The 14,451-nt window shown below is 70.0% G+C and carries 11 protein-coding genes; 7 read left to right on the forward strand and 4 right to left on the reverse strand.

All coding sequences use genetic code 11. The features are described 5' to 3' along the window. Window positions 1-39 precede the first annotated feature (39 nt). The 6 genes from K8940_RS17985 (at window position 40) to K8940_RS18010 (ending at window position 6,176) form a co-directional block, all read left to right on the forward strand. Window positions 40-441 (forward strand): DUF2177 family protein, encoded by a 402-nt coding sequence (locus tag K8940_RS17985; RefSeq protein WP_223391432.1) that lies wholly within the window; start codon window positions 40-42, stop codon window positions 439-441. A gap of 150 nt (window positions 442-591) precedes the next feature. Then, window positions 592-1,878: a cytochrome c gene (locus tag K8940_RS17990; protein WP_223391433.1), complete on the forward strand. Its 1,287-nt coding sequence runs from the start codon at window positions 592-594 to the stop codon at window positions 1,876-1,878. Between the two features lie 7 nt (window positions 1,879-1,885). Further along, window positions 1,886-2,374: a (2Fe-2S)-binding protein gene (locus K8940_RS17995; RefSeq protein WP_223391434.1), complete on the forward strand. Its 489-nt coding sequence runs from the start codon at window positions 1,886-1,888 to the stop codon at window positions 2,372-2,374. Next, complete coding sequence (locus K8940_RS18000; RefSeq protein ID WP_223391435.1) at window positions 2,371-4,680, forward strand: xanthine dehydrogenase family protein molybdopterin-binding subunit; 2,310 nt, start codon at window positions 2,371-2,373, stop codon at window positions 4,678-4,680. Before K8940_RS17995 ends, K8940_RS18000 begins: the two co-directional genes overlap by 4 nt. 57 nt (window positions 4,681-4,737) lie before the next feature. After that, window positions 4,738-5,736: a glycosyltransferase family 2 protein gene (locus tag K8940_RS18005; protein WP_223391436.1), complete on the forward strand. Its 999-nt coding sequence runs from the start codon at window positions 4,738-4,740 to the stop codon at window positions 5,734-5,736. After that, a complete protein-coding gene (locus tag K8940_RS18010; protein WP_223391437.1) occupies window positions 5,733-6,176 on the forward strand; it encodes a GtrA family protein in 444 nt (147 codons plus the stop codon). The genes K8940_RS18005 and K8940_RS18010 overlap by 4 nt, the downstream gene beginning before the upstream one ends. 11 nt (window positions 6,177-6,187) lie before the next feature. Here the strand turns inward: K8940_RS18010 and K8940_RS18015 are convergent, their stop codons facing one another. Next, on the reverse strand, window positions 6,188-8,356 hold the full coding sequence (locus tag K8940_RS18015) for a DUF6311 domain-containing protein (protein ID WP_223391438.1): 2,169 nt from the start codon (window positions 8,354-8,356) through the stop codon (window positions 6,188-6,190). 182 nt (window positions 8,357-8,538) lie between these two features. Between K8940_RS18015 and K8940_RS18020 the strand changes: the two genes are divergently transcribed. After that, window positions 8,539-9,087, forward strand: coding sequence for a hypothetical protein (locus tag K8940_RS18020; protein WP_223391439.1), 549 nt, complete (start codon window positions 8,539-8,541; stop codon window positions 9,085-9,087). A gap of 2 nt (window positions 9,088-9,089) precedes the next feature. Here the strand turns inward: K8940_RS18020 and K8940_RS18025 are convergent, their stop codons facing one another. The 3 genes from K8940_RS18025 to carB form a co-directional block, all read right to left on the reverse strand. Further along, a complete protein-coding gene (locus tag K8940_RS18025; RefSeq protein ID WP_223391440.1) occupies window positions 9,090-9,560 on the reverse strand; it encodes a DUF2269 family protein in 471 nt (156 codons plus the stop codon). After that, window positions 9,560-10,852, reverse strand: a complete 1,293-nt coding sequence (locus K8940_RS18030) for an NAD(P)H-binding protein (protein WP_223391441.1) — start codon at window positions 10,850-10,852, stop codon at window positions 9,560-9,562. The genes K8940_RS18025 and K8940_RS18030 overlap by 1 nt, the downstream gene beginning before the upstream one ends. 162 nt (window positions 10,853-11,014) lie before the next feature. Further along, window positions 11,015-14,311 carry a carbamoyl-phosphate synthase large subunit gene (gene carB, locus K8940_RS18035; protein ID WP_223391442.1) on the reverse strand — a complete coding sequence of 1,099 codons (3,297 nt, stop codon included), beginning with the start codon at window positions 14,309-14,311 and terminating at the stop codon, window positions 11,015-11,017. Window positions 14,312-14,451 lie beyond the last annotated feature (140 nt).

The following is a 14,451-nucleotide window of genomic DNA, read 5'->3' on the forward strand; positions in this document are numbered from 1 at the left end:
GATTTTTCGGGCGTAACCCTCCAACGAAGGGAGTTCGCCATGAGGATGTTGGTAGCCTATGTCAGCGCGCTGGCGGCGTTCGTCGCGCTCGATTTCGTCTGGCTGAGCCTGATGGTTCAGCGCCTCTACAGGCCCGAGCTGGGCGAGATCCTGGCCCCGAAGCCCAGGCTCGGCGCCGCCGTGGCCTTCTATCTGATCTATGCGGCCGGCCTGGTCGTCCTGGCGGTCGCCCCGGCGCTCAAGGAGGGCGCGGCCGGTCGCGCCGCGCTCAATGGGCTCGTGTTCGGCGCGGTGGCCTATGCGACCTATGACCTGACCAACCAGGCCACGCTGCGGACATGGTCGATGAAGGTCTCGATCGCCGACATCGCTTGGGGCGCGTTCGCCACGGCCTTGGCGGCGGTGGCGGCCTTCGCCTTGGCGCGGATGATCGCGCGATAGCGCCGAGCGCTTTGAACCGTCTTGCTGCAATCGTCTCGCAAGAGGCCCGCTCGCCTTGCCTGGCGTCGGTTTTTGCCCTCAAGCTCCGGCGTCCGGCCTCGTCGCCGTCAGGCGTCGAGCGTTCCCGCAGGACCGCCAGGAGGGCCTCTCGTGAAGCGAATCCTCATTGGACTACTGGCGTTCGCGGGCGTGGTCGTCGTCGCTTTCGGCGCGTTCGCCTGGCGCCCGGCGATCGGCAAGATCGCGCCGCCCGCGCCGACCAGCTTCGCGCCCGATCTGGTCGCGCGAGGCGAGGTCCTGGCCGGGGCGGGCTACTGCTCGACCTGCCACACCGCCAAGGGCGGCCAGCCGTTCGCCGGCGGCTACCCGATGAAGACGAGTTTCGGCGCGATCTACTCGACCAATATCACGCCCGACCCCAAGACCGGGATCGGAAGCTGGTCGGAGGCGGCCTTCAGCCGAGCGCTGCGCGAGGGCGTGGCGCGCAACGGCGCGCACCTGTTTCCGGCCTTGCCCTACGACCACTTCACCAAGCTGTCGGACGCCGACGTCTCGGCCCTCTACGCCTACATGATGACCCGACCGGCGGTCGTCGCCGAGAAGAAGCGCAACGGCATCCCGTTCCCGCTGAACATCCGCGCCCTGCAGGCCGGATGGAAGCTGCTGTTCTTCAAGCCCGGCCGCTTCGAGCCCGACAAGACCAAGAGCCCGGAGTGGAACCGCGGGGCCTATCTGGCGGAAGGGATCAGCCACTGCGGCGCCTGCCATACGCCACGTAACGGCCTGGGCGCGGAGAAGCGCGACAAGGCCTTCGCCGGGGCCGCGATCGACCACTGGATCGCCCCGCCGCTGACCGCCGCCAACCCCTCGCCCGCGCCCTGGGACCAGGCAGAGCTGGTCGCCTATCTGCGCACGGGCGTCAGCCGCTACCACGGCGTCGCCGCCGGGCCGATGGCGCCGGTCGTGCACGACGGTCTGGTCAAGCTGCCGGACTCCGACATCCAGGCCCTGGCGGTCTATTTCAACGATCGCGACGGGGGGGCGGGGCGGGCCTCGGCCCTGGCCCCAGCCCTGCAGAAGGCGGACGCCGCCGACCGGCTGAACGTCGGGCCACAGAGCGATCCGTCGGCGCGGCTCTACACGGCGGCCTGCGCATCCTGCCACTACAACGGCCCAGGCCAGCCCAATCCGCTGCGGCCGGACCTGGCCCTCAACAGCGCGGTCAATCTGGACGATCCCACCAACCTGATCCAGGTCGTGCTGCACGGCGTCGGCGCCAAGGAGGGGGCGCCGGGCGTGGTGATGCCGGCCTTCAACCGCTTCAGCGACGCCGACGTCGCCAGGCTGGCGGCCTATCTGCGGGCCACGCGCACGGACAAGCCCGCCTGGCCGGACCTGGAGAAGAAGGTCGCGGCGATCCGCGCGGAAGGAAAGTGAGCCCGCCATGACCCAGTTCACGATCAACGGCAAGGCTGTCTCCATCGACGCCGACGAGGACACCCCCCTGCTGTGGGTGATCCGCGACGAGGTCGGCCTGACGGGCACCAAGTTCGGCTGCGGCATCGGCATGTGCGGGGCCTGCACGGTCCATGTCGGCGGCCGGGCGACCCGCTCGTGCATCACCCCGCTGGGCGCCGTCGAAGGCGCGCAGGTGACGACGATCGAGGGCCTGGACCCGGCCGGCCAGCACCCGGTGCAGAAGGCCTGGCTGGACCTGCAGACCCCGCAGTGCGGCTACTGCCAGTCGGGCCAGATCATGCAGGCCGCGGCGATGCTGAAGGACTTTCCCGCCCCGACCGACCAGGACATCGACGCGACCATGAGCGGCAACCTGTGCCGCTGCATGACCTATGCCCGCATCCGCGCGGCCATCAAGCAGGCCGCCGCCGCGATGGGCGGCCAGGAGACGGGCGCGGCGGAGGCCAAGTCATGAGCCGCCTGTCCCCCAAGGATCACCCCGCCAGCCTTCTGTCGCGCCGCAACTTCCTGATCGCCTCGACGGGCGCGGGCCTGGCGTTCGGCTTCTCGGCCCTGGTCGAGGCCGCGATGGACCCGGCCGTCCCCGGCGGCGCGCCGATCGCCGAGACCGGTCCGAAGTTCGAACCCACCCTGTGGTTCGCCATCGACGGCGAGGGCGTCGTCACGGTCAACATCATCCGCGCCGAGATGGGTCAGCATGTGGGCACCGCCCTGGCCCGCATCCTGGCCGACGAGCTGGACGTGGCCTGGGACAAGGTCCGCATCGTCCATGTCGACACCGATCCCAAATGGGGCCTGATGGTCACCGGCGGCAGCTGGTCGGTGTGGCAGACCTTCCCGATCTTCAGCCAGGCCGGCGCGGCCGGGCGCATCGCCCTGGTCGAGGCCGGGGCCAAGCTGCTGAACGTCTCGCCGGCCGGCGGGACGGCGCGCGGCGGGGTGGTCCATGTCGGCGGCCGGTCGATCTCGTACGGCGACATCGTCAAGCGCGGCGGCGTCGCCCGGACGTTCACCCCCGAGGAGCTGGCCAAGCTGCCGATCAAGCCGGCGGCCGAGCGCAAGCTGATCGGCAAGCCCGGCAAGGCCCTGGACATCGCCGCCAAGACCAACGGGACGGCGGTCTACGGCATCGACGCCAAGGTCCCGGGCATGGTGTTCGCCCGCCCGAAGCTGCCGCCCACGCGCCATGGGTCCAGGGTGCTGTCGGTCGACGACGGCGCGGCCAAGAAGGTCAAGGGCTACCTGCGCTGCCTGACGCTCGAGGATCCGTCCGACACCGTGCCCGGCTGGGTGCTGGTGATCGCCGAAAGCTATCCCGCCGCCTTGCGCGCGTCGGAGCTGGTCAAGGTCAAGTGGACCGCCGGGCCTGGCGCGACCGTGTCGGAAAAGGACCTGCAGGATCACGCCGCCGGCCTGATCGCCAAGTCCGACGGCGGCGCGCTGCTGGAGAACAAGACCGCCGACACCGCCCCGGCCTTCAAGGCCGCCAAGTCGGTGCTGGAGCAGACCTACACCGCCGCCACCGTGCTGCACTTCCAGCTCGAGCCCCTCAACGCCCTGGCCTTCGAGAAGGACGGGGTGATGGAGATCCACACCGGCAACCAGTGGCAGAGCCTGATCCTGCCGACCCTGGCCAAGGCGCTGGGCCGCCCCGAGACAGGCATCGTCATGCGCACCTACATGCTGGGCGGCGGCTTCGGCCGGCGGCTGAACGGCGACTACGCCGTGCCGGCGGCGCTGGCGGCCAAGGCGCTGGGCAAGCCGGTGAAACTGGTGCTGACCCGCGAGGACGACGTGCGCTTCGACTCGGTGCGCTCGCCCTCGGTCCAGACGGTGCGCATGGCGTTCGACGGCGCCGGTGAGATCCTCGCCCAGGAGCATCACGCCGCCGCCGGCTGGCCCACCCTGGCCAACGCCCCGGCCCTGATGCCCAAGGGCAAGAACGGCGTGGCCTACGATCCCTTCGCCATCTCCGGCGCCGACCATTGGTACGAGGTGGGCGCGCACAAGGTGCGGGCCATCAACAACGACCTGGCCAACGAGACCTTCCGGCCGGGCTGGCTGCGCTCGGTGGGGCCGGGCTGGACCAACTGGGCCGGCGAAAGCTTCATCGACGAGGCCGCCCACCACCTGAAGACCGATCCGGTGGCCCTGCGCCTCAAGCTGCTGACCGGCGCGGGCGCCAACGCCGGGAGCGACGCCAGCACCAAGGGCGGCGCCAAGCGCCAGGCCGAGGTGGTGCGCCGCGCGGCCGAGGCCGCCGGCTGGGGCCAGGCCGTGCCCAAGGACACCGGCCTGGGGCTGGCCACCAGTTTCGGCCAGGAACGCGACATGCCCACCTGGGTGGCCTGCGTCGCGCGGGTCCACGTGGATCGCGCCAGCGGCGTGGTCACGGTCCAGAAGCTGACCCTGGTCACCGACGCCGGCACGATCGTCGATCCCGACGGCGCCCACGCCCAGACCGAGGGCGCGGCGCTGTGGGGCCTGAGCATGGCCCTGCACGAGGGAACCGAGTTCGTGAACGGCGAGGTCAAGGACCTGAACCTCGACACCTATACGCCGCTGCGGATCTCGGACACGCCCGAGATGGACATCCGTTTCGTCGACAGCGTCGAGGTCCCGGTCGGCCTGGGCGAGCCCGCCACGACCGTGGTCGCCCCGGCCATCGCCAACGCCATCTTCCGCGCCGTGGGGGTTCGCCTGCGCCACATCCCGATCACGCCGGCGGCGGTGCGCCAGGGGCTGTCGGGCAAGGCCTGACCGCTCGGTCGCGCCTCCCCCCTCCCCCTCCGCGCGCAACGCGGCTAAACCAGCGGCATGGTTTCGCCCGTCGCCTCCGCCGCCACGCCCGTCGCCCCCGCCGCCGTCACCCGCTCGCGGGTGGGCAAGCGGCTGTCGATCGTCGCGCCCTGCTTCAACGAGCAGGAGGTGCTGGACCTGTTCTTCGACCGCATCGACGCCGAACTGGCGGCGCTGGGGGTCGAGTACGAGATCGTCTGCGTCAACGACGGCAGCCGCGACCACACCCTGGCCGTGCTGCTGGCGCGCCACCAGGCCGACCCGCGCGTCAAGGTCATCAACCTGGCCCGCAACTTCGGCAAGGAGACCGCCCTGTCGGCGGGGCTGGACGCGGCGACCGGCGACATGGTGGTGCCGATCGACGTCGACCTGCAGGACCCGCCCGAGCTGATCGGCCAGTTCATCACGGCCTGGGAGGCCGGGGCCGACGTCGCCTATGGCGTGCGGGTCGACCGCAGCGCCGACTCCCTGCTCAAGCGCCTGACCGCCCAGGGCTTCTACAAGGCGTTCAACCGGCTGTCGGACGTCGACCTGCCCTACAACGCCGGCGACTTCCGGCTGATGGACCGGCGGGTGGTCGAGGTGCTGCGCCAGCTGCCCGAGCGCAACCGGTTCATGAAGGGCCTGTTCGCCTGGGTCGGCTTCAAGCAGGAGGCCATCCCCTACGCCCGGCCCGAGCGGGCGGCGGGGACCAGCTCGTGGCGCTATTGGAAGCTGTGGAACTTCGCCCTGGACGGCATCACCTCGTTCAGCACCGCGCCGATCCGGGTGTGGAGCTATGTCGGCCTGGCCGCGGGCCTGACGGCCGTGGCCTTCGCCGGGACGATCGTGGTGCGCACCCTGCTGTTCGGCCGCGACGTGCCCGGCTATCCGTCGCTGATGGTGGTGATCCTGATGGGCTTCGGCCTGCAGATGCTGGCCATCGGCGCGCTGGGCGAATACGTCGCCCGCATCTATCAGGAAGTGAAGGGCCGGCCGCTGTACGTGGTCATGGACCGCTACGGGTTCGACTCTTGAGCCTGGCGGCCCTGCTGACCCCCGCGCGGCGGGCGTTCCTGGTCTCGGCCCTGCGCTACGGCTTGGCGGGCGTAGTCAATACCCTGGTCGGCTTCTCGATCATCGTGGCGCTGGACGTCGGGCTGGGGCTGGACCCGCACCTGGCCAACGCCGTCGGCTACGCGGTCGGGATCTGCGTCAGCTTCGCCCTCTCCAAGCTGTTCGTGTTCAAGGCCCGGCGCACGGCCCGCTCGGCCCCGCTGCGCTATGTCGTGGCCGTGGCGACGGCCTTCGCCCTGAACCAGGGCGTGCTGACCCTGGCGCGGCTGGTCCTGCCCGAGGCGCCGCTATGGCGCGTGGCGGCGCAGGGGTCGGCGGCGGTCAGCTACACCGCCGCCCTGTTCCTGCTGTCCCACTTCTGGGTGTTCGCCCACGTGGAGGCCGAGCGGGAAGAGGCCTAGGGCCCCTCCCCCTACTGCAGAACCTTGATCTCCTGCACCCCGATGCCCAGCACCCGGGTGTCGGGACGGGCCGAGCGGGCGTCGGGCAGGTCGAAGGTGAAGACCATGGTCTGGCCCGGCTTGGCGACGTCGGCGGGCACCGTGAAGCGGTACTTGTCGAAGATCGACGACTCCACCTCGTGCGAACCCAGGGCGCGGCCCTCGGTGTAGAGGGTGACATGCTGGGGCCGGATCGGCTGGTCCGAGAAGCCGATCGCGGTGACGTCGATCACGAAACCGCCGGGGCCCATGTTGGCCGGGGCGTCCAGCTGGAACACCGCCTTGTGGCCGACCGTCCAGATGCCCTTGCCGCCGGGATCCAGGACGGACCAGCCCGAGACCAGGGCCGGCGACCTGGGCGGCTGGTCCAGGCGGATCGACAGGATCGGCTCGCGCGCCCGGCCCAGCTCGCCGGGGGCCACCGGGGTCAGGCCCTCCAGGCCGGAAAGATCGCGGCCGCAGATCACGCCCCGCGCGAAGCGATAGCAATCGGCGCGCTTGGCCACGGGCTGCAGGAAGCCGCCCTCCAGCCGGCCGTCCGACAGCACGATGGTCATGCGGCGGTCACCGGGCGCGGCGTCCTTGGTCACCTCGGGATCGACCACGTCGCAGGGTGTCGTGTCGGTGGCGCGGGCGGTGGCGAAGGTGTTCAGCGTTCCGCCGGTGCGGGTCGCCACCAGGGCCATCTGGCTGATGACCCGGATGTCGCCGTAGTTGAGGCTGCAGAAATAGGTCGGGCGGAACACCCAGGGCCGGTTGCGGATGGCCGGGCTGGTCAGCATGCCGGCCGGGACGGCGACCTTGTCCGGCTCGGCGAAGGTGGCCCGCACGCCCTGGCGCAGGGGGCTGGTGTCATAGGCCTGGACCAGCAGCAGCGCGGCCAGCAGGCCAAGGCCCAGCGGCCTCTGCAGACGGCTGACCCAGTTCACGCCGATGGCCAGCAGCAGATAGCCCGGCGCCCAGAAGAAGCGGCCGTGGGCGCGGAACACCGACAGGGCCTCGGCAAGCTTGCCGCTGGGCTTGGGGATGTCGAACAGGTGGGCCGGGCCGGCATAGACGATCCAGCCGACGGCCCAGGAGCTTAAGCCCAGCATGGCCAGGATCAGCGGCGTCCAACGGGTCCAGAAGCCGATCTCCGGACGGCGGCCCGAGACCAGGTCCTTGACCAGCAGGCCCACGGTGACGACCAGCAGCAGCAGGAAGCCCGCGCCCTGGTACTGGTAGCCCTCGAAGTACTGGCCGTTGGGGGCCAGGGTCTGGTCGAACCACGAGCCGTTCCAGTGCTGGCCCAGCAGGTTCGAGGCCTGCGGCCAGACCGGCCCCAGCAGGTTCATCGAATAGAGGCCCAGGGCGTCGGCGCCCCCGGTTCCGCCCACGCCCTCGGCGTAGCCCAGCAGGAAGGCCGAGGCCGCCACGGCCGTCAGCACGGCGACGGCGGCCAGCGGGACGCGCTTCCAGGCGTCGCCGCGCTGCTGGGCCAGTTCCGACAGCAGGGCCGCGCCGAAACAGGCCGCGACCGGGACCAGGTGATAGGCGTGGATGCCGGTGGCCAGGGCCGCCAGGCCGGCGAAGGCCGCCACTCGCTTGCCGGTCAGGCCGAAGCGCGCCGATGACACCGACAGCGCCAGGGCCCACAGCACGATCCAGTGGCCGCTCAGGGCGATGTGGCCGAACTGGCGGGCGATCCAGGCCGGCGTCAGCAGGGCCAGGCCCGCGCCCAGCAGCAGGGCCGCGCGGCTCTTGACGCCCAGCGACCGCAGCAGGGCGATCATGCCCCAGGCCTGCAGCGGGTAGCTGATCAGCAGGAACAGGCCCAGCGGATTGAAATAGGGGCCCAGTCCCGAGGCCTTCAGCAGGATCGCCAGCCAGGGGATGCTGTCGCTGAACACGATCGAGAACGGCTCGGGCTGCAGGCCCGAGACCATGGTGACCGGGAAGGTCCAGGGCTGACGGACATAGGCCTCGTAGGCCGCCGTCATGGCGATCATGTCGTTCTTGGGATTGGCCCAGAACTTGGCCGACGCCAGCGGGATGTCGAAGCCGAACATGAAGCCGCACAGCAGGATCGGCGCGATCGTGACGACGGCGGCGAAGGCGATCCGCTCGATCTGGCCGCGCGACAGGCTACTCGACAAACGCATGGATTCCCCCGGGACACGAGAACCGCTGCATAGCATCGAACCCCGACCTGGACACCCCTCCGGCGGTGACGGCGCGCGTCACGTCCAGGGGTTGCGACGCGAAGGTCGCCCGCTGAAAGTTTATGCTTGTAATTTTTAACGCGACCGCCGAACCTCTCGCCAGCGGTATGGGAGCGTTCGCGATGGCGGTGCTGGATTTCGGGACGCGCAAGGTCCGGCGCCTGTGGGCGCCGCTGGTCATCTCGGTCGTCGCGGTGACCGGGACGCTGGGCGCCTTCGTGTTCACCGGTTTCGACCTGGCGCGGTTCGAGCGCGAGAACGCCCTCCTGCCCTCGCCCTCCCGCGTGCAGATGGCGCGCTACCGGCCGCTGGCCCAGGCCGAGTGGCGGATCGTCCGCGCCAATCTGGAGACGCGCCTGAACCAGACCAATCCGCTGGAACTGGGCGCGGTGTGGTCCACCCGCACCGGCCAGATCTGCGGCCTGGTCAACGGCCGGGGCAGCTTCGGCGGCCTGACCGCCATGGCCCGGTTCTACACGGTCGACCAGCGGCCGGTGTTCCACCAGGACGTCGACCACATCCCCTTCCAGAAGGCCTGGTTCCAGTGCCAGCGCGACCAGTACGTGATGCTGCACGACGGCACGCAAGAGCCCGGCTTCTGCGGCACGGAGCTGGGGCGGCGGCGATGCTTCAATGTCCGGAACGGCGCTCCGGAGGGACCGCCGGAGTGAGGTCAGAATGCGGGCTTGACCACCATCAGCCAGACGATGCCCAGCACCGCCGCGAACGCCGGAAAGCCCAGCAAAAACCAGATCCGGAACAGCCGATCATAGGCCAGCGGCAGTGGCTGGCCGGCCTCGACGGCGGCCTGGGCCAGGCGCCGCAACCGCATCTGGATCCAGACCACCGGCAGCCAGCACAAGCCGGTGACAACGTAGAGAGCGAGGCTCGTTGCCACCCAACCTGTGCTCAGCGGAAGGCCAGCCAGATGGGCTAGCACCGCGCCCGTGACCGGCTGGGCGATCACGGCCGAGGTAGTGAACACGAAATCGGCCAGCACCACGATCCCCGCCGTGTGGGCGATCAGAACCGGCTGGCGCGTGCGGTGAGCCATCAGCATGAAGAAGGCGATCCCCGCCCCCGTCCCCAACAGCACCGCCGCGCCCACGATGTGGACCGCCTTGACCAGGCCGTAGAGGTCCATCAGCGCTCCTCCAGGACGGCGAGGGCCGCCAGGGCCAGAACGGCGGCGGGAATGCTCTTGATCAGTGGTCCCATGGGATCCAGCCACAGGTCGGGCCGCACGATCGCACCGCCGGCCAGGTAGCCGGCCGTGACCAGCAGCATACCCTTCAGGGCCAGGGCCGCTGTTCGTCGGTGAGCCACCAGCAGGGCCAGGGCGATGTCGACGAGGCTTCCGCCCACCACCGCCGCGCTGGCTTGCCCCGGCTCGACGCCCGCGACGCTCAGGGTCCGCACCGCCGCATCGAAGCCGACTGTCAGGCCGATCACGCCCGAGATCAACCAGAACGCGAACAGGCAGCTCAGGATCATGGGCTTGGCGAAGTACAGGCGCGCGAACCACCGCTCCTGGACGCCCGACGGCATGGTGGCCAGCAGGACGTCGAGGGACCGCAGCGTCAGGCCCAGCCGCGCCGCGTCGCCGGACTCGCCGCGCACGCCCATCCGCAGCTGGGCCAGGGCGGCGCTCCGCATCGGGCTTCGCCAGCCCAGAAAGGCCAGGACGTCAGCGCCGACGGCCGTGATCCGCGCCAGGGCCGGTGGCAGGTCGAGAACGGGCGCGGCCGGCAAGCCCAGCCAGCCGCGCAAGCGGGTCGTCAGGTCGGAGAGGGTCACGGTCTCGTCGCTGACCAAATCGAGCTTCGTCCGTGTCGGCGCATCGCATTCCAGGCAGCGGGCGACGGCGGCGGCGACGTCCTCCGCGCCGACCACCTGCACGCGGCTGTCGCCATGGACGACCGGGACGAACCCGGGAAAGCCCGCCAGCCCGCGCAGCAGCGCCGTGCCGCCATAGGCCGCCGGGGCCAGCACCAGGCCCGGGCGCAGGATAATCCAGTCGAGACCGCTGGCATCCTCCAGCAGGGCCTCAGCCTCGTGCTTGGTGGTGTTGAAGGCGGTCGGGCCGCCAGCCTCGACCCCGGCGGCCGAGATATGGACCAGTCGCGCGCCCAGGACCCGGCAGGCGTCCGCCAGACGCCGCACGCCCTCGACATGGACGGCGCGCAGGTCGTCGCGCGGGCTGTCCTGCAACGCGCCGGCGCAGTTGATCACGGCGGTCGCCCCGGCCAGCAGCGCGGTCCATGCCTCCACGCCGGTCGCGGCGAGGTCCGCCTGCTTCCAGTCGATCGCGGGAAAGCGCCGGCGCGCCTGGACCAGGTCCCGACCGACGCCGACGACCTCGTGGCCGTCCGCCAGCAACCGGGCGGACACATATGAGCCGACGAGCCCATAGGCTCCGATCACCGCGACGCGCATGAGGCCTAGTTATCCCTTCTCCCCTCGCGGGAGAAGATGGCTGGCGAAGCCAGACGGATGAGGGGCCGCCCAAACGAAAGCCGCCGCGACTGGCGGTGAGGCCAATCGCGGCGGATCCTGTCTTCAACGGCTCACCTGGCCCTTACGGCCGGGATGGGAGCGCTAGGACGCGTAGCTCTGCAGCGGGCGCACATCCAGGGCCTCGTCCGGGGCGCCGGAGATGGCCTGGGCCGCCGCCAAAGCGCCGGCCGACGTCGTGTAGTACGGCACCTTCATCATCAGGGCCGTGCGGCGGATCTCGAAGCTGTCCTCCAGGGCCTGCTTGCCCTCGGTGGTGTTGAACACCAGCTGGACGCCGCCGTTCTTCATCACGTCGACGATGTGCGGACGGCCTTCCAGGACCTTCTTCACGTGCTCGACCTTGACGCCCTGGGTGGCCAGATAGGCCTGGGTGCCCTCGGTCGACAGCACCGTGAAGCCGACCGCCTGCAGCAGCTTCACCGGCTCGACGATCCAGGGCTTGTCGCTTTCCTTGACCGAGACGAAGGCCGTGCCCTTGCGCGGCAGCTTCACGCCGCCGCCCAGCTGGCTCTTGGCGAAGGCGCGGGCGAAGGCCGGGCCCAGGCCCTGCTCGCCCTCGCGGATCCAGTCCAGACCCATGACCTCGCCGGTCGAGCGCATCTCCGGGCCCAGCACCGTATCGACGCCGGCGAAGCGGGCGAACGGGAAGACGGCTTCCTTGACCGCGATGTGGTCGTAGGGGACGTCCTTCAGGCCGAAGCTGGCCAGGGGCGCGCCGGCCATGACCTTGGCGGCGATGGCGGCCACCGGCTGGCCGATGGTCTTGGCCACGAACGGCACGGTGCGCGAGGCGCGCGGGTTCACTTCCAGCACGTAGATGCGCGGGTTGTCGCCGTGCGGCTCCTCGATGGCGAACTGCACGTTCATCAGGCCGCGCACGTTCAGGGCCAGGGCCATCTGCACCGTCTGGCGCTTCAGTTCCTCGACCGTCTCGGCCTTGAGCGAGAAGGGCGGCATCGAGCAGGCCGAGTCGCCCGAATGGACGCCGGCTTCCTCGATGTGCTCCAGCACGCCGGCCACGAACACGTCCTTGCCGTCGCACAGGGCGTCGACGTCCACCTCGGTGGCGCGGCTCAGATAGTGGTCCAGCAGGATCGGGTGCTCGAACGAGATCTCGCCGGCGTTGGCGATGTAGCGTTCCAGATGATCGTGGTCGCGGATGATCTCCATGCCGCGGCCGCCCAGCACGTAGGACGGACGCATCACGAACGGGAAGCCGATCTTGTCGCCTTCGGCCCGGGCCTCGTCCCAGGTGCGGGCGATGGCGTTCTCGGGCTGGGCGATGTTCAGGCCGTTCAGCAGCTGCTGGAAGCGCTCGCGGTCCTCGGCCAGGTCGATGGCGTCGGGGCTGGTGCCCAGGATCGGGATGCCGGCCTCTTCCAGCGCGTGGGCCAGCTTCAGCGGGGTCTGGCCGCCGAACTGGACGATGACGCCGGCCAGGGTCCCCTTGCTCTGCTCGACATGCAGCAGCTCCAGCACGTCCTCGGCCGTCAGGGGCTCGAAGTACAGGCGGTCGGAGGTGTCGTAGTCGGTCGAGACGGTCTCGGGGTTGCAGTTGACCATGATCGACTCGACGCCGATCTGGTCCAGCGCGAAGGCCGCGTGGCAGCAGCAGTAGTCGAACTCGATGCCCTGGCCGATCCGGTTGGGACCGCCGCCCAGGATCACCGCCTTCTTGCGGTCCGACGGGTCGCTCTCGCACTCGGGAACCTGGCCGAGAGCCCCGGTCTCGTAGGTCGAGTACATGTAGGGCGTCGAGGCCAGGAACTCGCCGGCGCAGCTGTCGATGCGCTTGAAGACCGGGCGGACCGACAGTTCCTGGCGCAGCGACCGCACGGCGGCCTCGGTGGCGCCGGTCAGCTTGGCCAGGCGGGCGTCGGAGAAGCCTTGCGCCTTCAGGGCGCGGAAGCCGGCGGCGTCGGTGGGCAGGCCGCCAGCGCGGACCCAGCCTTCCTGGCGGATCAGCTCGGCGATCTGGCGCAGGAACCACGGCTCGTAGCTGCAGGCGGCGTTGACCTCTTCCACGGTCAGGCCGTGGCGGAAGGCCTGGGCGATGACGCGCAGGCGGTCGGGCGTGGGGGTGCCCAGGGCGCGGATCACCGCGGCCTTGCCGGTGTCGGGATCGTCGGCGCCGTCGATCAGCACCTCGTCGAAGCCGGCCAGGCCGGTCTCCAGGCCGCGCAGGGCCTTCTGGACGCTTTCCTTGAAGGTGCGGCCGATGGCCATGACCTCGCCGACCGACTTCATGGCCGTGGTCAGCAGGGGTTCGCTGCCCGGATACTTCTCGAAGGCGAAGCGCGGGATCTTGGTGACGACGTAGTCGATGCTGGGCTCGAACGAGGCCGGGGTCGCGCCGCCGGTGATGTCATTCTGCAGCTCATCCAGGGTGTAGCCGACGGCCAGGCGGGCGGCGACCTTGGCGATCGGGAAGCCGGTGGCCTTCGAGGCCAGGGCAGACGAACGCGACACGCGCGGGTTCATCTCGATGACGACCATCCGGCCGTCGGCCGGGTTCAGGGCGAACTGGACGTTCGAGCCGCCGGTCTCGACGCCGATCTCGCGCAGCACGGCGATCGAGGCCGCGCGCATCCACTGGTATTCCTTGTCCGTCAGGGTCAGGGCCGGGGCGACGGTGATCGAGTCGCCGGTGTGGACGCCCATCGGGTCGATGTTCTCGATCGAGCAGACGATGATGCAGTTGTCCGCCTTGTCGCGGACGACCTCCATCTCGTACTCCTTCCAGCCCAGGACGCTTTCCTCGATCAGCACCTCGGTGGTCGGCGACAGGTCGAGGCCGCGCGCGACGATCTCCTCGAACTCCTCGACATTGTAGGCGATGCCGCCGCCGGTGCCGGCCAGGGTGAAGGACGGACGGATGATCGCCGGCAGGCCGACGAACTCCAGGCCTTCGCGGGCCTCGTCCATGTTGTGGGCGGCCTTGGACTTGGGGCTCTCCAGGCCCAGCTTGTCCATGGCGTCGCGGAACTTCTGGCGGTCCTCGGCCTTGTCGATGACCTCGGCCTTGGCGCCGATCATCTCGACGCCGAACTTGGCCAGCACGCCCTGCTCTTCCAGGGCCAGGGCGGTGTTCAGCGCGGTCTGGCCGCCCATGGTCGGCAGCAGGGCGTCGGGACGCTCCTTCTCGATGATCTTGGCGACCATCTCCGGCGTGATGGGCTCGATATAGGTCGCGTCCGCCACGTCCGGATCGGTCATGATCGTGGCCGGGTTCGAATTGACCAGGATGATCCGGTAGCCCTCGGCGCGCAGGGCCTTGCAAGCCTGGACGCCAGAATAGTCGAACTCACAGGCCTGACCGATGACGATCGGGCCGGCGCCGATGATCAGGATCGAGGAGATGTCTGTTCTTTTGGGCATCGAAAACTCGCGCGCAGAGACACGGTCGCGCACACCGCGCGCCCGCTGCCGACCATCTTGCAGGTTAAGCCGCCCGTTTAGAGACGGAGTCGGTCCGGCGCAACCCCGCATCTTATGAAGGGGTTAACGGCCCCCGCGAG

The sequence above is a fragment of the Caulobacter segnis genome (assembly GCF_019931575.1).
GTDB classification, from domain to species: Bacteria; Pseudomonadota; Alphaproteobacteria; order Caulobacterales; family Caulobacteraceae; genus Caulobacter; species Caulobacter segnis_C.

Coding starts and splice junctions, on each gene's coding strand:
- K8940_RS17995 (WP_223391434.1), top strand. CDS start 1,886: ATGACCCAGTTCACGATCAACGGCAAGGCTGTCTCCATCGACGCCGAC.
- K8940_RS18005 (WP_223391436.1), top strand. CDS start 4,738: ATGGTTTCGCCCGTCGCCTCCGCCGCCACGCCCGTCGCCCCCGCCGCC.
- K8940_RS18020 (WP_223391439.1), top strand. CDS start 8,539: ATGGCGGTGCTGGATTTCGGGACGCGCAAGGTCCGGCGCCTGTGGGCG.
- carB (WP_223391442.1), bottom strand. CDS start 14,311: ATGCCCAAAAGAACAGACATCTCCTCGATCCTGATCATCGGCGCCGGC.
- K8940_RS18000 (WP_223391435.1), top strand. CDS start 2,371: ATGAGCCGCCTGTCCCCCAAGGATCACCCCGCCAGCCTTCTGTCGCGC.
- K8940_RS18025 (WP_223391440.1), bottom strand. CDS start 9,560: ATGGACCTCTACGGCCTGGTCAAGGCGGTCCACATCGTGGGCGCGGCG.
- K8940_RS17985 (WP_223391432.1), top strand. CDS start 40: ATGAGGATGTTGGTAGCCTATGTCAGCGCGCTGGCGGCGTTCGTCGCG.
- K8940_RS18030 (WP_223391441.1), bottom strand. CDS start 10,852: ATGCGCGTCGCGGTGATCGGAGCCTATGGGCTCGTCGGCTCATATGTG.
- K8940_RS18015 (WP_223391438.1), bottom strand. CDS start 8,356: ATGCGTTTGTCGAGTAGCCTGTCGCGCGGCCAGATCGAGCGGATCGCC.